The following is a 21,678-nucleotide window of genomic DNA, read 5'->3' on the forward strand; positions in this document are numbered from 1 at the left end:
GAGACCCCGTGGACACCGACCTCGCCCGCACCTGGGTGCAGGCCATCGCAGCCGCCGTGGACCAGCACAAGGACCACCTCACCCAACTCGACTCGGCCATCGGCGACGCCGACCACGGCACCAACATGCACCGCGGCTTCTCCGCCGCCGTCACGGCCCTGGCCGACTACGAGCCGGACACCGTGGGGGCCGTACTGGTCAAAACCGGCACCACCCTCATCTCCACCGTCGGCGGCGCCTCCGGACCGCTCTACGGCGGGGCCTTCCGCGCCATCGGCAAGGCCCTGGACACCGCCACCGCCGACCCGCAGCAGCTCGCCGCAGCACTGGCCGCCGGCCTCGCGAGCATCGAGAAGCTCGGAGCGGCCGCACCCGGCGACAAGACCATGATCGACGCCTACGCCCCCGCACTGGCCGCCTTCCAGCAACAGGCCGACACCGGGGCGGACTTGGGCGCCGCGGCCGCGGCCGCCGCCGACGCCGCCGAGGAGGGCATGCGCGCCACCGCCCCGATGCAGGCCCGCAAGGGCCGCGCCTCCTACCTCGGCGCCCGCAGCATCGGACACCAGGACCCGGGGGCCACCTCCACCGCCCTGGTCTTCCGCGCCCTGGCCGAGACACTGGGGGCCCGGTGACCGACCGCCACACCTTCACCGGGCAGACCGCCGCACCCGGCACGGCCCTCGGAGTCCTCCACCGCACCGACCGTCCCTTCACGAGAGGGGCGTTGCCCCATCGCGCCGGCGGCGATCCCACGCAACAGATCACGGAAGCCTTCGACGCCGTAGCCGCCCGCCTGCTCGAACTGTCGACCTCGCTGCGCGCGCAGGGCAAGGACGAACAGGCCGACATCATGGAGGTCAACAGCTACATCGCCCAGGACCAGGATCTACGCGACCAGGCCGTCAAGGGAGCGAAGGACGGCCGGCCGGTACCCGTCGCCGTCCGGCAGGCCGTCGACGCCTACGCCGGAACCATCGCCGCACTGGACGACCCCACCCTCGCCGAACGCGCCGCGGACGTCCGGCAGGTCGGCCGCCGCGTCCTCGCGCACCTGCACGGCGACCCGGGTCCCGCCCCGGACCAGCCCCTCGTCCTGGTCGCCCAGGAAATCGGCGCCGCCGACCTGCTGGAACCCGGCCGGACGGTGACAGCCGCCATCTCCGTGACCGGCGGTCCGAACTCGCATGCCGCCATCGTCGCCCGCTCGCTGGGCATCCCCTTCCTCCTGGCCGTCGACCCGCGGCTGCTCGAACTGCCGGACGGGCAGGAGATCCTGCTCGACGCCGGTCAGGGCACTGCTGTCGCCCACCCCGAAGACGAGGAACGCACCAGGGCGCTACGGGCGATGGAGACCGCCCGGACCCGCAGGCTCGCCCTCGCCGAGGAGCGTGACCTGCCCGCCGAGACACTCGACGGTCACCGCATCGTGCTGCGCGCGAACGTGGCCACCCCGGCCGAGGCCCGCGCCGCGCTGGCCACGGGCGCCGAAGGCGTCGGCCTGCTCCGCACCGAACTCCCCTTCCTCAACCATCGCGCCTGGCCCACCCGCGCTCAGCACGCGGCGACCCTCGTCCCCGTCCTGCGCGCTCTCACCGGGCAGGTGGTCACGGCGCGCACGCTCGACTTCGCCGACGACAAGCTGCCGCCGTTCCTCGCCGAAAGCCGCGAGGACGGGCGGCTCGGGCGCGGTCTGCCCCTCATGCTCGCCCAACCGGACGCCTTCGCCGACCAGTTCCGCAGCCTCCTCGGCGCCGGAGCCGACACCGATCTGCGCATCATGATCCCCATGGTCGCGGGCGTCGACGAACTCCGCGCCTGCCGACGCCTCCTGGAGGCCGCGGCTACCGAAGCCGGCGTTCCCGTGCCACCCCTGGGCATCATGGTGGAACTGCCCGAAGCGGTCGCCGCCGCCGACGACCTCGCCCGCGAAGCCGCCTTCTTCTCCATCGGCAGCAACGACCTCACCTGCCAGATCCTGGGCCTGGACCGGCGCGACCCCGCCGCCACCCCTGCCATGGCGGCACACCCCGCCGTACTCGACGCCATCGCCCGCGTCGTTGCCGCCGCCCACCGCCACGACCGCCAGGTCTCCGTCTGCGGCGACGCCGCCGCACACCCCCTGGTGGCGCCTCTCCTCATCGGCCTCGGCTGCGACGGCCTCTCGGTCGGCCCCGCCGCCCTCGACGAGGTCCGGTCCCGCATCCGCCGCCTGCGCCACGACACCTGCGCCTCCCTGGCCGCCGTCGCCCTCACCCGCGAGACGCCCGAAGAGGTCTGGCGACTTGTCGAGCAGTGTGGTCAGCCGTCGCTGCCCTGGGAAGAACGCGCCTGAACTGTGCGGGGGCGAAGTCGTGTCTTTGTTGTGAGACTGCTGTGGAGCAGTGTGGCGGTGTTCTGGTTTGATGCCCCACGTGTCGCTGCACGAACTGCGCATGACGGTGCTCGGCGAGGTCGGTGCCGGGTTCCGGGGTCGGCCGCTGGAGCTGGGCGGGCGGCGGCAGCGTGCCGTGCTCGCCCTGCTGATCGTCGCCCGCGGCTCGGTCGTCTCCCGTGACCGGCTGGTCGAACGGGTCTGGGGCGGCACACCGCCGCCCAGTGCCGCCGCCTCGCTGCACGCCCACGTCTCCCACCTCAGGCGCTGCCTCGAACCGGAGCGGGAGGCCAGGGCGCGCGCCGGGGTCATCGTCAGCGAGGGGCCGGGCTACGCCTTGCGGCTGCCGGAGGACGCGGTGGACGCCTGGCGGTTCGAGGCGGCGCTGCGGTCCGCCGCCGTGCACTCCGACCAGGACCGGCTCTCTCAGGCGGTGTCCGTCCTGGAATCCGGGCTCGCCCTGTGGCGGGGCCCCGCCTACGCGGAGTACGCCGCCGAGTCCTGGGCCCGCCCGGAGGCGGTGCGCCTCACCGAACTGCGCGAGCTGGCCCGTGAGCGCCTGCTCGCCGCCCGACTCGCCCGCGGCGAGGACGCCGTTCTTGTCCCCGAGCTCGAATCCCTGGTCGCCGAGGACCCGCTCCGTGAGGAACGCCGCCGTCTTCTCGCCCTGGCCCTGTACCGCTCCCACCGCCAGGCCGACGCCCTGGATACCCTGCGCCGCGGGAGGAAGCTGCTGCCGGCCGGGTCCTGCGCGCCAGGGACGGCCCTGGGCGACCTGGAAGCCAGGATTCTCGCCCAGTCTCCCGCGCTGGATGCCCCTTCGGGGTTCGTCCCACGCCCCGCCCCACGCACCGACGTACTCGTGGAGCGGGATCTGCAGATCGCCGAGCTGCGCGACAGCCTGCGCGCGGCGACGGACGGCAGACCCGGCGTCGTGCTCATCGAGGGCCCGGCCGGCATCGGCAAGAGCCGCCTGCTCGGCGAGGTCGCCGAACTGGCCGCCGGTGAACGGGTCCTGACCCTCACCGCCAGGGGCAGCCAGCGGGAGAAGGACTACGGCTACGGGGTCGTACGCCAGTTGTTCGAGCGGGTGGTGAGCGGCAGTGAGGAGTCCCTCCTCGCCGGGGCCGCCGTCGCGGCGGGCGCGGTCTTCGGAGGGGCACGGGGACAGCAGCCGCAGAGTTTCGCCGTGCTCAACGGTCTGTGCGAACTGACGCGGAAGCTGGGGCAGGACCGTGGGCCGCTGGTGTTCGCCGTGGACGACGTGCAGTGGTGCGACAGCGGTTCGCTGCGGTTCCTGGCGTATCTGGCGGGCCGGCTCGAAGGCCTGCCGGTGCTCCTCGCCCTCACCCTGCGGACGGGGGAGCAGCAACAGGGCGACGAGCTGCCGGGGGCGCTGACGACGGATCCCCCGGTGGTGCGGATCAGGCCCACACCCTTGACGGCGAGTGGGGTCGCCGGACTCGTACGCCGAACGCTCGGTGAGGAGCCCCACGAGGAGTTCACGGCGGCCTGCCATCGCGCCACGGCCGGAAACCCGCTGTTGCTGCGGCAGTTGCTGCGGGCGCTGCACGCGCGCGGGACACGGCCCGACGCCGCGCACAGCGGGGAGGTCGCCGAGACCGGGGCGCGCGCGGTGTCCGGGCTGGTCCTCGGCCGGATCGCGCGGCTGCCCGAAGGCGCACGGGCCGCCGCGCAGGCCGTCGCCGTGCTGGGAGACGGGGCGGCGACCCTCGCCGAGGTCGCCGCGCTCATGGAGCGGCCGGAGACGGAGGTGGCGCAGGCGATCGTGCCGCTCGTGCAGGCGGACATCCTGCGCGACGGCCGGCCCTACGCCTTCGTCCACCCCCTCGTCGGGGACGCCGTCTACCGCGAACTGCCTCCCGGTGAGCGGCAGTTGAGCCATGAGCGGGCGGCCCGTGCGCTGTCCGCCGCGGGCGCACCACCGGAGCGCACGGCGGCCCAGCTGCTGCTCGCCCCGAACCGGGGCGACCCGGCTGTGGTGGACATCCTCTGCGCGGCCGCCCGTGAGGCCGCCGGCCGGGGCGCCCCCGACGCCGCCGCCACCTACCTCACCCGCGTTCTCGACGAACCGCCCGCCCCGGAACGCCGCCCCGAGGTGCTCCTCGAACTCGGGCGCGCCGAGATGCTCGGCAACGGCCCGGCCGCCGTCGACCACCTGCGCCAGGCCTACGACACCCTCACCGACCCGCAGCGCAGAGCGGTCGCCGCCCTGCTGCTCGCCCGGATCCTGGTCTTCGCCGGCGGCCATGGCCAGGCCACCGAGTTCGCCCGCCGGGCGGCGGCTGAACTGCCCGCCGAGCTGAGCGACGAACGGCAGGGGCTGCTGGCGCTGGAGCGCATCAGCGGCTTCATGCACGGCCTGGACCAGCGGCTGTGGCGCACCGTCGAGGACCCCGTCGTTCAGGGCGAGGGCCCCGGCGCCCGGATGCTCGCCGCCAACCTCGCCCGGGAGGCCGCCTCGGACGGCAGCAACCGGACCCGGGCCGTCGAACTGGCTCGCTTCGCCGTCGCCGACGGGGTGCTCCAGGCCGCCGGGGAGGAAATGCTCTGGTACACCGCCGCCGTCGTGCTGCACCTCGCCGACGAGGAGGTCGGCGAGCTGTGGGAGGCGGCGGTGGCCCGCGCCGTCGAGCGTGGCTCACTGTTCTCCGTGCTCGCCACCCACCTCTGGCGCGGCTTCACCCAGTGGCACCACGGAGACCTGAACGCGGCACGGAAGTCGCTGGAGACCGCGGTCGGACAGTCGGAGATCTGGGGTCTCGCGCCGGGCGCCCCGCAGGGCCGCACCTTCCTGACCGCCGTCCTGCTGGACCTCGGCGACACCGCGGGGGCCCGCGCCTGTCTGGAGCGGATGCGCGGCTGGATCCGGGGAACGGAAGGGCAGCGGCTGCTGGGGGAGAGCGAAGCAGGCGTGCTGCACGCGGAAGGCCGCTACGAGGAGGCGCTGGCCGCCCTCGACGGCGTGCGGCACCTCCAGCCCGCGATGGCCAACCCGGCCTGGTGGCCGTGGTCGTTGCTGCGGGTGCGCGCGCTCGCGGGCCTCGGCCGCCGGGCCGAGGCGCTGGCCCTGGCCGAGGAGCAGCTGACGGTCGCCCGCGGGTGGGGAGCCCCCAGCACGCTGGGGCGGGTGCTGCGGATCGTCGGACAGCTGCGCGGGCCCGAGGGCGAGCCCCAACTACGCGAGGCGGTCACCCTCTTGGAGCACGGCCCGGCACGCCTGGAGTACGCCCGCGCACTGCTTGCGCTGACCGCACTCGCCCCGGAGGACGAGTCCCGCTCCTTGCTGAGCCGGGGGCGGGGCATCGCGCGGGAGTGCGGGGCCGTGGGGCTCGCGGAGCACGGCCTAACAGGCGTAGGTGAAGCTGGTCGAGGCCGTCACCCGCTCCGGCGCGAGCACTTCGAGGGTGGCGGTGGCCTTCATGGTGCCGCGGCCGTCGAAGCTCCAGCGCAGCACGACCTTTGAGCTGGTGACGTTCCTGCCGACCTCCTGGTGGAGGACGGCCGACGCCGTGCCGTCGCTGCGCTTCCAGCGATATTCGACGGTGCCGGCACGGCCGTCCGTCTTGAGGACTCCGGTGACGACGACCGTCTTCGCGCAGTGGCCGACCTCGGGCGCCGTGACCGTGGCGTCCAGCACGTTCAGCGGCGGTCCGGCAGCCGTGCAGGAGCGCATGGCCAGTACGACGGCCACCACGACCGCGACCACCACCAGCAGGTACCGCAGTTCGCGTCGCCACCACGGCCGGGGGCGCCGGGCCGTCACGCCGGACGCGACCTCCGGGGTGACCGTGCCCCGCCAGATGCCCGTCGCACGGTTGTCGGCTGTGCCCGGCGCACCGGGCACGCCGGGCCCGAAACGGGTCTCGTCCTCGGCCGCTTCCGAGGGCGGAAGGTGCAGGGTCGCGGCCGGATCCGTCGGCGGGAGGGTGGCGGTGAGGTCGGGGTCGCCGGGCTGGGACGCCGGGTCGGTGCGGGCGAACCGCAGTCGGGGGTCCTCGGAGGGTGCGCTCATCGGGGCGGGTCGCAATCGACGGGAGCCGCAGTGGACTGGAAGGAACCGTTGCCGGAGTCGGCGGCGGGATCGGTGGTGATCCTGACGCCGAGGTAGCTGGAGCGGGTGGGAACGGGGAAGGCGTGGGTGTAGCGGCCCGAGATCTGGGTCTTCCCCTTGGGCAGCGCGACCGGGTCGGTGGCGACGACGGTGCCCACGGCGTCCGCCGAGTCACTGACGTACCAGCTGAGGTAGAGCGTGCCGTCGGCGGCGCCGTCTGTCGTCACACTCACCGAGGCCACGATGGTGCAGGTGGCCGAGGTAGGGCCCACCGCGTTGATCTGCGCCGAGGTGACGTCGAGGGTGGGCGGGGGCGTGGGGGTGCCGCTCCCGCTCGTGGGGCCACCGCTCGTCGTGGCCCCGCCTCCGCTGGTGGAGCCACCGCTGCTCGTGGTCGTACCGCCGCCGGTGGTGGTCCCCCCGCCGCCCGTGCTGCTCGTCCCGCCGCCCGTCGTGGACGTCGTCCCACCTGCGCCCGACGACCCGCCGCCCGTGCCGCCGGCCGTTCCGTCGGCGCTGGGTGAGGCGCCGTCCTGCCCGGACGCCGACGGGGACGGAGAGCCGCTCCCGGACGGCGACGCAGAGCTGTCCGATGCCGAGGGGCTGCCGTCGGGGGAGTCGGCCGACCCACTCGGACCGGTCCCGTCGCCGGAGTCACCGGACCCGGCGCCGTTCGTCGTGCGGTGCCCACCGCCGCCACCCGTGGCGACCGCCGTCACGGCGACCCCGCCCACCACCAGCACGACCCCCGCCGCCAGTCCGGCCAGGATCTTCCCCCTTCTGCCGGGCAGCCGACGGGCGCCCGGCCCGAGGGTGGTCGTGGCCAGGGCGGTCGTGCCCGAGGCCGTACCGTCCGAGAGCGGGAAAAGCAGGAGGAACAGGGCGGCGAGGGCGGCGAGTTCGCGTCGGCCGTTCTCCTCCCAGTCCTCTCCGTACGCGCCCGCTGCGACGGCCTCGAGTTCCTCGACGAACGCCGCCGCGCTCTCCGGGCGCTCCTCGGGCGTCTTGGCGAGGCCCCTGCGGATCAGCGGGCGCACCGGTTCGGGAGCCAGCTCGGCCGGGATCGGTGCCTCGATGTGCTGGACGGCCAGCTCGGCCAGCGTCCGGCCCGGGTAGGGCTTCATCCCGGTCAGGCACTCGAAGAAGGTCGCGGTCGCCGCGTACACGTCGGTGGCCGGTCCGGCCGCACCGCCGGTCCACTGCTCGGGCGCCATATAGGTCGGGGTCCCCGAGGCACTGGCGGCCACCCCGCTCGGCACGGCGATGCCGAAGTCCACCAGTTTGGAGGAACCGTCGGCGGCGACCAGGACGTTGTCCGGCTTGTAGTCGCGGTGCACGACCCCTTCCGCGTGCGCGGCCGCGAGGCCGAGCAGCGACCCCTTGAGCACGACGAGCGCGGCCTCGGGCGTCGTGGCGCCGTGCTCGCGCAGCAGCTTGCGCAGCGGCACGCCGTCCACCAGCTCCATGACGATGGCGGCCCCGCGCGGACTCTCCACGTACTCGTACAGCGCCACGACATGGGGGGAGCGGAGTTCGCCCAGCAGCCGGGCCTCGGCGCGGAAGACCTCACGGAAGGCGGGGTCGTCACAGAGCTGTTCGGCGAGGTACTTGATCGCCACATGGGTGCCGGTGGTGTCGTGCGTGGCCAGGACCACCCGGCCGCTGGCCCCCGAGCCCAGCTCCTTGTTCTGTGTGTAGCCGGGGACCGCCCACGGCCCCCCGCCGCGTATCGCTTCGCTCATGTCCTGTGCATCCGGCCCGTCCCCCGGACCGCCCCCGTTCGTGCTCTTGCGGTGCGTCTGCCTCGTGATGCGTCTGCTTCCTCTGGGACATGGACGATGCACCACCGGTCTTGCGAACCGCTTGCAAGCCGATCGCAAGTCGGGCGTCGGATTCTCCTCCCGACGGCCTGTCGTACGCCGGTCACACAGGGGGGAATCGGCGTACGACGCCGTCCTTGGAGGTGTCCTGGCAGGTCACGGCATGCAGGGACCGCCGGGCACGCATGTGCTCCAGACGAGCCGGGCCGTCGGCCGCAAGGGCGAGCGCCTCCCGGAGTTCGGTCGCGCCGTCGGGCCCGCGCACCTCACCGAGCAGCCGCAGCACCCGGGCGACCGCCCCGGGTGCACCCCACCGGCGGGCCAACGACAACTGCTCCCGTGCGAGCCGTTCGGCCCGGTCCCGCTCACCCAGCCCGGTCAGCGCCCGCACCCGCAGCAGTTCCCCGTCCCACCACACCGGATTCACCACCTGGGGCTGGAGATGCCGTACGCCGTCCAGTGCGGCCAGCGCCTGCGCGTACCGGCCCTCCGCGATCAGCACCCGAGCCTCGCTCTCCCCACGCAACCGCGCCCCTTCGACGCCCGCGCTCCGCTGCCGCATCCGCTCCATACAGGCACGGGCCGCGGCGACGTCCCCGAGGTCGAGCAGCACACCCGTCAGAAACGCCCGGCACTGCGGGGCGCCAGGTGTGACGCCCCACGCGCCGAACTGCTCGAGGGCCGCCTCCAGCGACCGGCGCGCCCGGTCCGACTCGCCGTGCCGCCACCGGGTGAACCCCTGCCACAGATGCGCCGAGAGCGCCCCGACCAGCGACCCCCGCTGCCCGGCGTACGTCAGCGTCTCGTCCCACAGCCGCCTCACGTCCTCGCCGGCCAGATGCAGCACCACGCCCGCGGTGCACCAGGAGAGGATCTCGCCGCTGTGCAGCAGTACCCGTTCGGTCAGCGCGAAGCGGGCGGAGGCGACGGCCGCGGCACGGTCGAGTTCCCGTACGGTGGCCTCCCTCGCCGCCTCGGCGGCGAGCATACGGGCGCCGGGCCCCTCGCCCAGGGGAGGTGGCAGCTGACCGTCCGTGCCGTCGGCGCCCGCGGTCCGGAGCCCGTGCGCGAAGGCGCCGAACCGGGCCACAGCCACCAGTGCCTGCCACTCGTCGGCGGTGCCGTCCGCAGCGGCTCGCCCGGCGGGCGGCAATTGCGCCGCCGCCCGCGCCGCGAACTCGGCCGCCTCACCGGGCCTGCCGGTGTAGATCAGCGTCTGCGCGAGCAGACGAGCGGCCCCCGCGGCCGACGGCGACGCCTCGTACGCCTCCCGCAGATGCCGGGCCGCCGCCGGCCCGTCCACGAGGGCTTCCGCCCGGCCGAGTTCCAGCAGCACCGTGGGCCGGACGTCCCGCGCGGGCGGTTCGAGCAGCGCCCGCGTGAGCAGGGTGGCGGCGGCGTCGTTGGCGCCTCGGGCACGCGCGCGTGCCGCCGCGGTGCGCAGGACGTCGACCACCCAGGGGTCGCCGCGGTAGGGGACCAGGAGCAGATGCGCGGCGATCCGCTCGGGAGCCGCCCCGGCACGGTCGAGCACCCGTGCCGCCCTTTCATGCAGCGCGGGGCGCTCCCGCTGGGACACCCTCCGCAGCACGGCCTCGCCGGTCAGGGGATGGACGAAGTCCAACGGGTACCGGTCACGGACCACGTCGGCCCGCACCAGGGCCGCCGTCGCCGCGGCCACGTCCTGCTCGGGCAGCTCCGCGAAGGCGGCGACCGCCGGCAGCGAGGCCCCGCCGCCGAGGGCCGCGATCGCCCGGACGACGTCAGCGGTGGCGGACGGCAGCCGGTCCAGACGGGGGAGCAAGAGGCCGGAGACGGCACGGATGCCGGCCTCCTCCACGAGGCGCGGATCTGTCCCCTCTCCCGCCGTCTCCAAGGTCCCGAGCACGTGTGTCAGCAGCAGCGGCAGCCCCGCCGACACCCGGTGGCAGGCCTGGACGACGTCCTCATGCACCAGGGCGCCGAGCCGTTGCCGTACGAGACGCTCGACACCTGCCGCGCCGAGCGGCTCCGGCCGGATGTGCACCACCGTCGGGTCCTGCACGAGGTCGGCCAGGACCTGCTCGTTCTCGTCCAGGGCAGCGAGGTCCCCGGTGCGCAGGGCGGTGACCACGAGTATCGGCAGGGTCTGGATGCGCGGCAGCAGATGGGCAAGGAAGCGCAGGGACGCCGTATCGCACGCCTGTAGATCGTCCACGAGGAGGAGCAGGGGCCGCCGCGCCGGGTCGTCGGCGGTGACCAGGCGCTCGGTGAGCCGGTACAGCGCGTGCAGACCGTCGAAGCCGTCCGGCCCGTCGGCAACCGGCATGGAAGCGGCCGACAGCAGGCCGGCCTGCTCGGTGGCTTCCGGGCCGAGCAACTGGCGTACGACGTCGTAGGGTTCACCCGGGCGCGTGAGCGAGGAAGCGTGCGCACCGTGTACCCGTACGCCCGACTCCCGGCCCGACCGGGCCGCCTCCGCCAGCAGTGCGCTCCGGCCGATACCGGCGGGACCCTGCACACACACCAGTCCGCCGCGGCCCGCGACCGCGTCCGACAGACACTCCTGCAGCTCGGCCAACTCGTGTGCCCGCTCGACGAGTCGGCCGGAGGTGGGTGTGGGGGCCGGCGCAGCAGCCGGCACCGGCAGGGCGAGGCGCGGTGCTTGGGAAAGGACCTCGGCCTCTACGCCGCGCAGGGCCGGACCTGGATCAATGCCCAACCGGTCGGCAAGAGTGCGGCGGGCGCGACGCAGTACGGCCAGGGCCTCGGCCTGGCCACGGGCTCGGTAGCAGGCGAGGGCCAGCAGGGACCAGCGCTCCTCGCGCAGGGGCTGTTCGGCGACGAGGTCCTCGGCCTCGTCGAGCAACACCTCGCCGTTCTCCCCGCGCTCCAGGCGGGCCGCCAGCAATCGCTCCCGTACCACCTCACGCAGCTCCGCGAGGCGCGCCGCCTCCGCCCGTGCCCAGGGCGCGTCCTCGAACCCCGCGAAGGCCGGGCCTCTCCAGAGGGCGAGCGCCTCGGTGAGCAGGCCGGCCTTCTCCGTCACCGAAGTCGCGGGCCGGCCGGCCTGTTCGAGGAGCGCTTCGAACCGCCAGGCGTCGACCTCCTCGGGGGCGAGACGGATCGCGTAACCGGAGCCCTCCCGTACGAGGACGCTGCTGCGGGAACCGGTCGTGCGGGCCGGTTCCAGCTCGCGCCGCAGCCGCGAGACGTATGCCTGCAGAGCACCGACCGCGCTCGGCGGCGGCTCCTCGCCCCACATGGCGTCGACCAGCCGGTCACAGGTGACCGCACCGCCCCGGGCCAGCACCAGCAGCACGAACAGCGCACGCGGCCGGGGCCCGCCGAGGCTCAGGACCCGTCCGCCAAGTGTCACGGTCAACGCACCGAGAACACCGACTCGCAGCCCGGCGGCCTCACGGGACTCCGGCCCCGGGGCGCCCGGTCTCGGCCCCTCGCCGCCGGCGTGCTCCATACGCCCAATAGTGCCTGGCATGTGCCCATGCAGAAGGGCCCCGCACGAGTGGCGGGGCCCACAGGGTCAGCAGGTGGAACTGGTCTGGGTGAGCAGGCCCAGCCGCCACGGCAGGCTGTTGTAGTCACCGCCGGCGTTGGGGTCCTTGCCCTGGTACAGGTACTGCAGCTTGCAGGCCGGGATCGTGAGCGTCTGGTCGTAGCCCGCGCGGATCATCTCGCCGTGGCTGATGTCCCGGCTCCAGGTACCGGCGGGGAACGTCACGTTGCTCGCCCTGGCGAACGGGTTGCTCTCGGACGCGGCCAGCGGCGACCACGAGCCGGCCAGGCTGCTCGCGGTCCAGGAGCGGAAGTAGCGTCGGCCGTCCGAGCCGACGGCCTCGACGAGCAGGAGGTACTGGTTGCTGCCCTGCACCTTGTACACGTTGCTCGCTTCGAACAGGGCGTACTTGTTGGAGTCCTGGGCCGCGATCACGGTGTTGGTGAAGCCGTTCGGGAACTGGCCGACGGTCGTCTGCGAACGGTAGAGGTGCCCGTTGTCGTCGGAGGAGAACAGATAGCAGTTGGCGCTGTCGCAGATCACCCACATGTCGACCCAGTTGCCGCCTCCGATGTGCTGCCGGATGATGTCCGGCATCGACGAGTAGAAGTTGCGCGGCGCGCTCCACCCGTTGGGATTGCTGATGTCGGAGTTGGTGGAGTACGAGGCGTTGCCGGTCTGGTAGACGAGGTACCACAGGCGCTGCGGCGCGTAGTAGAACACCTGCGGCGCGGCCCGGTAGCCGGTGCCGATGGCGGTGCGGTCCAGATAGTGGTGCGTGGCCGAGCCGGCCTGGGACCAGTCACTGAAGTTCAGGTACACCAGGCTGTACCCGGAGGAACTGGCCACGCTGGCGAACACGTGGTACTTGCCGTTGTAGTAGACGACCGTCGGATCCTTGATCCCGGCGATGTTGTGCGTGGCGTCCGGTTTGGGCGCGATCAGCGGGCCGCTGGAGCTCCATGAGTAACGGGCGGGCAGGGCGGCGTCACCGGCAGTGCTGCGGCTGGTGGCGGGCGTGCCGCCCATCGCCGACAGCGTCGCGTTGTACGCCGGCTTCTTGTTGCCGTTGCGGTCGAACAGCAGGGGGTTGTCCCCGCTGCGCCAGGAGTCGCTGTCGCGGATGCCCCACACGGTGATGCCGTTGCAGCGCGGCACGTTCAGGCAGGCCCGGACGGTGTTCGCGTACGCCGTCGGCGAGGCCTGCGCGATGTCCAGCTCGGTGATCTGGACGTCCACACCGAGGGCGGCGAAGTTCGACAGTGTGGTCTGGAAGCTCGCGGGCGGACCGCCGGTGCCGAAGTGGGACTGGAAGCCGACGCAGTCGATGGGCACACCGCGGGACTTGAAGTCGCGCACCATGCGGTAGACGCCCTGGGTCTTGGCGTCCGACCAGTTCTCGATGTTGTAGTCGTTGTAGCAGAGCTTGGCCGCCGGGTCGGCCGACCGTGCGGTGCGGAAGGCCTGCTCGATGAAGCCGTCGCCCAGCAGGTTCTGGAACACCGAGGAGCGGTGCTGGCCGCTGCCGCCGTCGGCGAAGGCCTCGTTGACCACGTCCCAGGCGTAGATCTTGCCCTTGTAGTGGTTCATGACGGTGGTGATGTGGTTGTTCATCACGCTGCGCAGGGTGTTCGCGTCCCTGATGGAGCCGACCCAGCCGGGCAGTTGGGAGTGCCAGACCAGGGTGTGGCCGCGCATCCGCTGACCGTGCGCCGTGGCGTGGCTGACGATCTGGTCGCCCGGGCCGAAGTTGAAGTTGCCGCGGGACGGCTCGGTCGTGTCCCACTTCATCTCGTTCTCGGGTGTGATCGCGTTGAACTCGCGGTCCAGGATCCTGCCGTACGTGCTGTCGCCGAGCCGCCCGGCGGCCACGGCGGTCCCGAAGTACCGTCCGGACTGGGCCGCCTGGGCGCCCAGTGTGGATGCCTGGATCGTGGGGCCGGGCGCGCCGGACGCGGTGCCGGGTACCACCAGGGCGGCCAAGGCGAGCAGGCCTAAGAGGGGGACTCGGCGACGGCCGAGTTGCTTCAGCGTGTTCATTCTTCTCCTCGGATTGATGTGTTCATGACATCCAGAGCTGCTGGTTTTGTGCGGAATTTCGAATGTCAGTCGGCTTGCCGAGCAGTTCGGATGATAGGGACGCGCCAAGGCACGTCAATCCCTCTCGCATGATTCGATGTCGACATCGAAAGTTTCGGAACCTTCACCTGCCAGGTAGCTGGGAGGTGAAGCTGCTTCGACGGAAGGACTGACGTGCTCGATCGTCGGCCTGGTACTCGCTGCACCCTGGTTTTCGTAATGCCCGACGAAAGTTGTGGGCGGTCGGCGAGATCAGTGTCGCGCGAACTGGACCCGGGTCGGCTGCACGACGTCCGGCCGCAGGGCGATCCCGCTGACGGTCAACTGCTCCCCGTACAGGTCCGTGACTCTGATCGAGCCGCCGCATCCGGCGCCGTTGGCGGAAATGAAGTAGTTGTAGTCGGTGCGCGGCAACTGCCGCCAGCCGCCCGAGGTGCGGACCTCCAGCCGCGCCACCGGGTTCCGGTGGCCGATCACCTGGATGCCGCACCAGTACGGGCTGGACCCGGTCTTGTACCTGATCGACATCGTGCCGACCGTGCCGGGGCTCACCAGCCGCCAGGTGATCGGCAGCCGGCCGACCTTGAGGTCGGCGAGCTTGGCGAAGGCCTGCTGGCTGAGGTCCAGTTGACCGGGTGCGCAGGGCAGGGGGCATTCGTTGGTGATCCGTACGGTGACGGAGGCACCGTTGGCCGCGTGGACGAGCACGTACGCACCGCACGCCCTGGACGTCTCGTAGTCGGTGGTGTTCATCGCGGCGATCATGAGGTCGTCGCTGGGTCCGAACAGACAGGCGCCGTTTCCGTCACCGGCCGCGTAGGCGGTGGCAACCCCTGTGTAGGTGGTGTTGGGCCGGATCCGCCCTGCCGCTACTGCCGTGGTGGACGCCGTCCGCCCGGAGCGCGGGGTGACTTTGGCCGACGGACGGGCTGACGGCCTGGTCGCGGTGGCCTTCGGCGTCGCCGTGCCGGTCGTGGTCGGGGACGCCGACGTGGCCGCGGCGTGCGCCTCGGCCGAGCCGGCGGCGCTCATCTGGGTGGTGGCGGAGGGGGTGCCCGCGGCTGACTCTGCCTTCGCCCCGCCGCCGGGGAAAGCCCCCATGACCATGTAGGCGAGAATGCCTGCGGCGGCCAGTGCCAATGTGGTGCCCAGCAGGAGTCGGCGTCTGTGCCTGCGCTCCCGCGCGGCCTGCCTCGCTGTCTTCATACCTGTCCGTTCGGAAGATGGAACCGATGGTGCACTGCTCAGTTGCCGCCGGCCGCGAAAAGGTTGCCGACCTTTTTCTCGGTGTGGCACTGGCCGTTCCGGTCTTCCGGCCGGACGGCGGCTGCGGTGGCGCACCAGGGGTACGCCACCGCAGCCGCTCGCAGGCTCCCGGGATCAGAGGGCCGTGAAGGTCCACAGCAGGTTCGTACTGCTGCCGTACGTCCACTGCTTGGTGAGGGAGCCCGAGGCGACGTTGCCGCCGCCGTCGAGGACCAGGCCGGTGGTGCGGTTGGCGATCGAGTAGCTGCCGCCGCCCCGGCTGGTGATCTTCCACTGCTGGTTGGTGCCGCCGTTCCAGGCGGCCTGTCGGGCCGCGGAGCCGTCGGCGGTGGCGCCCCAGCCGTCGGCGACCATGCCGTTGGTGCGGTTGACCAGCTTGTAGTAGCCGCCGCCCACGTCGACCGCCTGCCACTGGAGGTTGGAACTGCCGTTCCAGGTCCACTGCTTGAGGTTGGACCCGGAGGCCACATTACCGCCGCTGTCCAGGGCGAGTCCGTCGGTGACGTTGGTGATCCGGAAGTACGACGCCGGGTTGAACTGGACCCTCAGCGAGGTGATCTGATCGTTGTTGCCGGTGACCCGCAGATCGGGGTTGTCGGCGGTGAACGTCCAGGCGGTGCCGGTGAAGTTGTCACCGGAGTAGCCGATCACCTGGTAGCCCTGGGCCGGACGGAGGGAGGAGATGCTGCGCGCGCCCACTCCCGCCGCGGTCAGGTCGGCCGCGGTGTAGTCGCCGAGGGCGAACGTGGCGGAGCTGCCCGTGTAGTTGACGTCCGTGAAGGCGACGGCCCCGGCGAGCGGCGTCACGGCCGGGATGGTGCCGGAGAAGGAGAGCTTCAGGACATAGGCGTTGGCGCTGTACGGCGCGGAGGACGGCAGGGTGACCGTGAGGCCGGAGGCGCTCTGGGTAGGCGTCGGCAGGTCGATGTAGGTGCCGGCGGTGGAGCCGAGAAGCTTCACCGAGGTCAGTGACGACAGGTTGATGCTGCCCGAGCCGAGTGTCTTGATCGTCAGCGAACTGCCCGGCCAGCCCAGGACGGTGACGTACAGGACGTTGTTGTCCTTGTTGCGGGTGAAGCGGATGTCCTGCGCCGTGCCGGCCGTCGGATTGGTGAAGGCGCCGCCGCCCATCTTCGTCGGGCCCTCGCCGTACACGCTCCACGCGCGCGTCGAGTAGATCGACTCGCCGAAACGCTTCAGGTGGTCGCCTATGCCGAGCAGGACGTCCTTCTGCGCCTGGGGGATGGTGCCGTCGGCCATCGGCGCGATGTTCAGCAGCATGTTGCCGTTCTTGCTGACCCGGTCGATGAACGAGTGCAGCATCTGCTGGACGCTGTAGTAACCGATGCCCTGCGTGTAGCACCAGCTGGAGCTGGAGATGCTGTCGTCGGTCAGCCAGTACGGCGTGGTGATGTCGGCCGGACCACCGCGCTCGTAGTCGAAGACCTCGCCCTTGTTGTCGAATCCGTCCTTGTAGGTGGCGACCACCTCACGGCCCCAGCTGTTGGCCTGGTTGTAGTAGTACGACAGGAAGTTCAGGCGCTGGGTCTCGTCGACGGCGTCCAGCTTGAAGTCCTGCCACAGGATGTCGGGCTGGGCGCGGTCGATGACCTCCTTGAGCTTGTCGTACCAGAGCTGGTTCTCCGCGGCCGAGCCCAGCTGCCCGTAGAGCTTCTTGAGGCTGGGGTCCGTCTGGGCGGGGACGTATTCGTAGAAGCCGTTGTAGTGGTAGGCGTGGTGCATGGCGACCAGCAGCTTGAGGCCCTTGGCGCGGATGGCCGTGGAGAACAGCTTCAGGAGGTTCAGCCCTGGGCCCTTGTTCACCGAGTTCCACTCGTTGACCTGGCTGTCCCACATGGAGAAGCCGTCATGGTGCTCGGCGACCGGGCCGGCGAACCTGGCGCCCGCGTCGACGAACAGTTGCGCCCACTCGTCGGGGTCGAAGTTCCCGCCCGCCGACTTCAGCTTCGGCGCGAACTTCACGAAGTTGCCCGCGAGGTCCTGCGCTCCGTTGATGAAGTTGTGGTACGGCCACGCCGACGGCTGGCCGTAGGTCGCGATGTGGTGCTGGTTGGCGTTGCTGCCCGCGTTGTACATGTTGCGCGGGTACCACTCGCTTTCGTACGCGGGAACGCTGAAGACGCCCCAGTGGAAGTAGATCCCGAACTTCGCGTCCTGGAACCACTCCGGCGCCGGCGGGTGCTGGTCGACCGAGTTCCAGTCGGGCGTGTACGTGCTGGGCGCCGCCTGGGCGGTGCCGACGCCGAACACACCTCCGGCGACGGCGGCAGCGGCCACGCAGGTGGCGCCGGCCAGGAAGTGGCGTCTGCTGAGCGAACTGGACATGGAACATCCCTGGTTCAGAAGGGGACAGGGGAGTTGCAGCGGGCCGCTTGTTACGGATGAAGGTCGGCCATGTCTCCCTGGGATGTCAACCAGCGTGCAGGGATGAAAAGCGCTGCACTGCTTGGCGATTAGACCTGCTTGCACCGTGTTTAGGCCGTTTTGGTATCACGCAAACATGGCATGTCTGTCGAGGTCTCGCGGTCGAACCACGCTGACCCGCCGCTGCAGATTGATGGGATGCATCTTCAGTCTCGGGGACGCCAGTCGTATCGGCCAGACGGCTGTGACCTGCTGATTCAATTCGAGTTCGACAAGGGTCTAGACAGCGGTTCGAACTCACGCCTATAAACATCCCATCTCTACCGCACGGCGATACGCAGATGTCGTCGAGGCGAAACATCTCCCGCCCAGGGACGAGCGCGAGGAAGCATCGATGAGACTCAGGACCGCCCTCTGTTCAGCCGTCTCCGCCGTGTCCGCAGTGGCGCTGCTCAGTGCGTGCAGCAGCAGCTCCACCACGTCGGCGTCGTCGGGCGACAAGCCGCTGGTCGGCGTGGACTACCCGCGCTCCGACACCGACTTCTGGAACTCCTACATCAAGTACACGCCCCAGTACGGCAAGGAGCTGGGGCTGGACCTGAAGACCACCAACTCGCAGAACGACGTCGCCAAGCTGACCGCCAACGCGCAGACCTTCATCAGCCAGGGCGTCAAGGGCATCGCGATGGCCCCGCAGGACACCGCCGCCATCGCGCCCACCCTCGCGCAGCTGGAGGCGAAGAAGATCCCGGTCGTCACCGTCGACACCCGCCCCGACAGCGGCAAGGTGTTCATGGTCGTACGCGCCGACAACCGCGCCTACGGCGAGAAGGCCTGCCAGTACCTGGGCACCAAGCTGGGCGGCAAGGGCAAGGTCGTGATGCTGGAGGGCGGTCTGGACTCCATCAACGGCCGCGACCGCACCGAGGCGTTCAACGACTGCATGAAGAAGAACTACCCCGGTATCAAGGTGCTCGGCGAGGCCACCAACTGGGACGGCGCGGTCGCGGCGCAGAAGCTCCAGACCGACCTGACGGCCAACCCGGACATCAAGGGCGTCTACATGGAGTCCAGCTTCGCCCTGTCCGGCACGCTCCAGGTGCTCAAGCAGAAGGGCCTGTTGGTGGACCCGAAGGACAAGAAGCACGTCTTCATCGTGTCCAACGACGGCATCCCCGAGGAGCTCAAGTCCATCGCCGCGGGCAAGATCGACGCCACCGTCTCCCAGCCGGCCGACCTGTACGCCAAGTACGCCCTGTACTACCTGAAGGCCGCGATCGACGGAAAGACGTTCAAGCCCGGCAAGACCGACCACGACAGCACCATCATCAAGGTCCGCGACGGTGTGCTCGAGGACCAGCTCTCCGCCCCGCTCGTCACCGCCGACGGCGCCACCTACGGCGGCGTGCCCAGCGTCAAGAGCGACGACAAGTCGCTGTGGGGCAACAACCTCGGCTGATCCTTCCCCCGGAACACAACGGCCCACGAGAACAAGGCGGTTGAGATGAGCGACGGGGAGCGAGCAGTCACCCCCGCGCCCGCCCCGGCGGACGACGGGCGGGCCCCCGCAGCCCCGCCCGTCGTCGAGGCGACGGGCATCGTCAAACGATTCGGTCCGACGGTGGCCCTGAACGGCGCCCGGATCACCATCAGGCCCGGCGAGACCCATGCGCTCGTCGGCCGCAACGGAGCCGGCAAATCGACCCTGGTGTCGGTCCTCACCGGCCTTCAGGCCCCCGACGAGGGAACCGTGACCTTCGGCGGCGAACCGGCCCCCAAGCTCGGGGACCGTGACGCCTGGCGCCGGCGCGTGGCCTGCGTCTACCAGAAGTCGACGATCATCCCCACGCTGACCGTCGCCGAGAACCTCTTCCTGAACCGGCACGACCACGGATCGAGCCGTCTCATCAGCTGGCAGGCCACCCGCCGCCGCGCACAGGAGCTCCTGTCGGCCTGGTCCGTGAACGTCGACCCGCAGAGCCCGGCCGCCGAACTGAGCGTCGAGCAGCGGCAGTTCGTGGAGATCGCCCGCGCGCTCTCCTTCGGGGCCCGGTTCATCATCCTCGACGAGCCGACCGCCCAGCTCGACGGGGCGGCCATCAACCGGCTCTTCGACCGCATCCGTGACCTGCAACGCCAGGGCGTGACCTTCCTGTTCATCAGCCACCACCTCCAGGAGGTCTACGAGATCTGCGACATGGTGACCGTGTTCCGCGACGCCCGGCACATCGTCACCGCCCCGGTCGCGGACCTGCCCCGCGCCGAGCTCGTCGCCGCCATGACCGGCGAGGCGGCCGCCGACCGGCGCGCGGAACGGGCCGTCACCCTCGACGCAGGCGCCACGCCCGCACTGAACGTGCGCGCGCTGCAGGGCGAGGGGTACGACGACGTCAGCTTCCGGATCGGGGCCGGCGAGATCGTCGGCCTCGCGGGGGCCGCCGGCAGCGGTCGTACCGAGGTCGCCGAGACCGTCGTAGGACTGCGGGCGGCAGCGGCGGGGGAGGTGGAGATCGCAGGGAAGCGGCCACGGCCGGGCAGCGTGCCCGCGGCGCTCGCCGCAGGCGCCGGGTTCGTCCCGCAGGACCGCCACCATCAGGGCTTCGTGCCCGACATGTCCATCGCCGACAACGCCACGCTGTCCGTGCCGAAGCGGCTCGGTCCGAACGGGTTCCTGAGCCGCACCCGCCGGGATCGGCTCGCCGAGGGCATGATCGAGAAGCTGGCGATCAAGACTCCCGGACCCGACCTGCCCGTCTCCGCGCTCTCCGGCGGCAACCAGCAGAAGGTCGTCATGGCCCGCGCCCTGGCCGACGACCCCCGGCTGCTGGTCCTGATCAACCCGACCGCGGGCGTGGACGTGCGCTCCAAGGAATTCCTCCTCGGCAAGGTCGAGGAGACCGCGCAGACCGGCACCGGAGTGCTCATCGCCTCCGACGAACTGGACGACCTGCGCATGTGCGACCGGGTCCTGGTGATGTTCCAGGGCCGTGTGACCTCAGAGATCGCCCGCGGCTGGCACGACCACGACCTCGTGGCCGCGATGGAAGGAGTGGACCTCCATGCCTGAAACCGTCCTCGCGGACACCGCCGCGGCGGGCGCACCGGAGCCCGCGGCGAAGCGGACCGCGCTGCTCGGCGGCCGGATACCGCTGGCCCGGCTGCGCGACCTCGCGCTCGTCCCGGCCATCGTCGTCATCGCGATCGTCGGACAGATCGTCAACCCGGTCTTCCTGCAGGCCGACAACCTCATCAACGTCCTGCAGACCATGTCCGAGATGGCCCTGCTGGTCCTCGCCCAGACGATGATCCTGATCGTCAAGAAAATGGACCTGTCGCTCGAGTCCACCATGGGACTCGCACCCGGCGTCGCGGCCTGGCTGGTCGTACCGGCCGGCGCGGGCCACGGACTGGGCCTCCTCCCCGGCGCCTGGGCCATCCCCGTCACGCTCGCCACCGGTCTGCTGATCGGCGTGATCAACGCCCTGCTGATCATCCGCTTCGGCCTCAACGGCTTCATCGTCACCCTCGGCATGCTGATCGTGCTGCGCGGTGTCCTCACCGGCATCTCCGGCGGCCAGACCTTCTTCCAGCTGCCGCCGTCGATGCTCTACCTCGGCACCACCGAATGGTTCGGGATGCCCGCGTCCATCTGGGTCTGCCTGCTGCTCTTCGCCGTCGCGATCGTGGTGCTCGGCTGGACCAGCTTCGGCCGCTCGTTGTACGCCATCGGCGGCAACGTCGACGCGGCGAAGGCCGCCGGCATCCGCACCGACCGGGTGCTGTGGATCGTCATCGTCACCGGCAGCCTGCTCGCCGCACTCGCCGGGCTGATGCTCTCCGGACGGCTGGCCTCGGTCGCCTCCGCGCAGGGCAACGGCTACATCTTCACCGTGTTCGCCGCCGCCGTCATCGGCGGGATCAGCCTCAACGGCGGCAAGGGCACCATGTTCGGCGCCTTCTGCGGCATCCTGCTGCTCTTCATGATCCAGAACGTGCTCACCCTTGCGGGTGTCCCCGCGCAGTGGATCGGCGCTCTCAACGGCCTGATCATCCTGGTCGCCCTCGCCATCTCACGCATCACCGGCGGCAAGGTCCAGGAGTGAACCGGGCGGCCCTCCCGGCCGCCCGGCACCCTCCGCCCCACCGCCATCTCGTCGCAAGGGGCCGTATCGCCCCTGCTCTC

General features: G+C 71.3%; 12 protein-coding genes. 6 read left to right on the forward strand and 6 right to left on the reverse strand.

The window, feature by feature from the left end:
- Nucleotides 1–8: 8 nt before the first annotated feature.
- From dhaL to ACFY1E_RS46510, 3 genes are all read left to right on the forward strand, one after another.
- Nucleotides 9–635, forward strand: coding sequence for a dihydroxyacetone kinase subunit DhaL (gene dhaL, locus ACFY1E_RS46500; RefSeq protein ID WP_389088303.1), 627 nt, complete (start codon nucleotides 9–11; stop codon nucleotides 633–635).
- Nucleotides 632–2,335, forward strand: a complete 1,704-nt coding sequence (locus tag ACFY1E_RS46505) for a phosphoenolpyruvate--protein phosphotransferase (RefSeq protein ID WP_389088305.1) — start codon at nucleotides 632–634, stop codon at nucleotides 2,333–2,335. Before dhaL ends, ACFY1E_RS46505 begins: the two co-directional genes overlap by 4 nt.
- A 70-nt stretch (nucleotides 2,336–2,405) precedes the next feature.
- On the forward strand, nucleotides 2,406–5,861 hold the full coding sequence (locus ACFY1E_RS46510) for a BTAD domain-containing putative transcriptional regulator (RefSeq protein ID WP_389088308.1): 3,456 nt from the start codon (nucleotides 2,406–2,408) through the stop codon (nucleotides 5,859–5,861).
- Here ACFY1E_RS46510 and ACFY1E_RS46515 read toward each other — a convergent pair.
- From ACFY1E_RS46515 to ACFY1E_RS46540, 6 genes are all read right to left on the reverse strand, one after another.
- Nucleotides 5,742–6,410: a hypothetical protein gene (locus ACFY1E_RS46515; RefSeq protein ID WP_389088311.1), complete on the reverse strand. Its 669-nt coding sequence runs from the start codon at nucleotides 6,408–6,410 to the stop codon at nucleotides 5,742–5,744. The two genes, ACFY1E_RS46510 and ACFY1E_RS46515, sit on opposite strands and share 120 nt — an antisense overlap.
- The gene (locus tag ACFY1E_RS46520; RefSeq protein ID WP_389088313.1) at nucleotides 6,407–8,191 is read right to left on the reverse strand and encodes a serine/threonine-protein kinase; all 1,785 of its coding nucleotides are present in this window, start codon (nucleotides 8,189–8,191) and stop codon (nucleotides 6,407–6,409) included. The genes ACFY1E_RS46515 and ACFY1E_RS46520 overlap by 4 nt, the downstream gene beginning before the upstream one ends.
- 181 nt (nucleotides 8,192–8,372) lie before the next feature.
- Nucleotides 8,373–11,627, reverse strand: coding sequence for a BTAD domain-containing putative transcriptional regulator (locus tag ACFY1E_RS46525; RefSeq protein WP_389088354.1), 3,255 nt, complete (start codon nucleotides 11,625–11,627; stop codon nucleotides 8,373–8,375).
- Between the two features lie 165 nt (nucleotides 11,628–11,792).
- Entirely contained in the window at nucleotides 11,793–13,805 is a 2,013-nt protein-coding gene (locus ACFY1E_RS46530; protein ID WP_389088316.1) for a non-reducing end alpha-L-arabinofuranosidase family hydrolase, read from the reverse strand.
- 291 nt (nucleotides 13,806–14,096) lie between these two features.
- Nucleotides 14,097–15,050, reverse strand: coding sequence for an expansin EXLX1 family cellulose-binding protein (locus ACFY1E_RS46535; RefSeq protein ID WP_389088317.1), 954 nt, complete (start codon nucleotides 15,048–15,050; stop codon nucleotides 14,097–14,099).
- Between the two features lie 174 nt (nucleotides 15,051–15,224).
- Complete coding sequence (locus ACFY1E_RS46540; RefSeq protein ID WP_389088320.1) at nucleotides 15,225–17,456, reverse strand: alpha-L-fucosidase; 2,232 nt, start codon at nucleotides 17,454–17,456, stop codon at nucleotides 15,225–15,227.
- Between the two features lie 433 nt (nucleotides 17,457–17,889).
- Here ACFY1E_RS46540 and ACFY1E_RS46545 point away from each other — a divergent pair, with 433 nt between their 5' ends.
- The 3 genes from ACFY1E_RS46545 to ACFY1E_RS46555 are packed head-to-tail and all read left to right on the forward strand — an operon-like array spanning nucleotide 17,890 to nucleotide 21,598.
- The gene (locus ACFY1E_RS46545) at nucleotides 17,890–18,954 is read left to right on the forward strand and encodes a sugar ABC transporter substrate-binding protein (protein ID WP_389088323.1); all 1,065 of its coding nucleotides are present in this window, start codon (nucleotides 17,890–17,892) and stop codon (nucleotides 18,952–18,954) included.
- 45 nt (nucleotides 18,955–18,999) lie between these two features.
- A complete protein-coding gene (locus ACFY1E_RS46550) occupies nucleotides 19,000–20,562 on the forward strand; it encodes a sugar ABC transporter ATP-binding protein (RefSeq protein WP_389088325.1) in 1,563 nt (520 codons plus the stop codon).
- Complete coding sequence (locus ACFY1E_RS46555) at nucleotides 20,555–21,598, forward strand: ABC transporter permease (protein WP_389088327.1); 1,044 nt, start codon at nucleotides 20,555–20,557, stop codon at nucleotides 21,596–21,598. The genes ACFY1E_RS46550 and ACFY1E_RS46555 overlap by 8 nt, the downstream gene beginning before the upstream one ends.
- The last annotated feature ends 80 nt before the right edge of the window (nucleotides 21,599–21,678 follow it).

It is taken from the genome of Streptomyces sp. NPDC001604 (assembly GCF_042893475.1).
Taxonomy (GTDB): Bacteria; Actinomycetota; Actinomycetes; order Streptomycetales; family Streptomycetaceae; genus Streptomyces.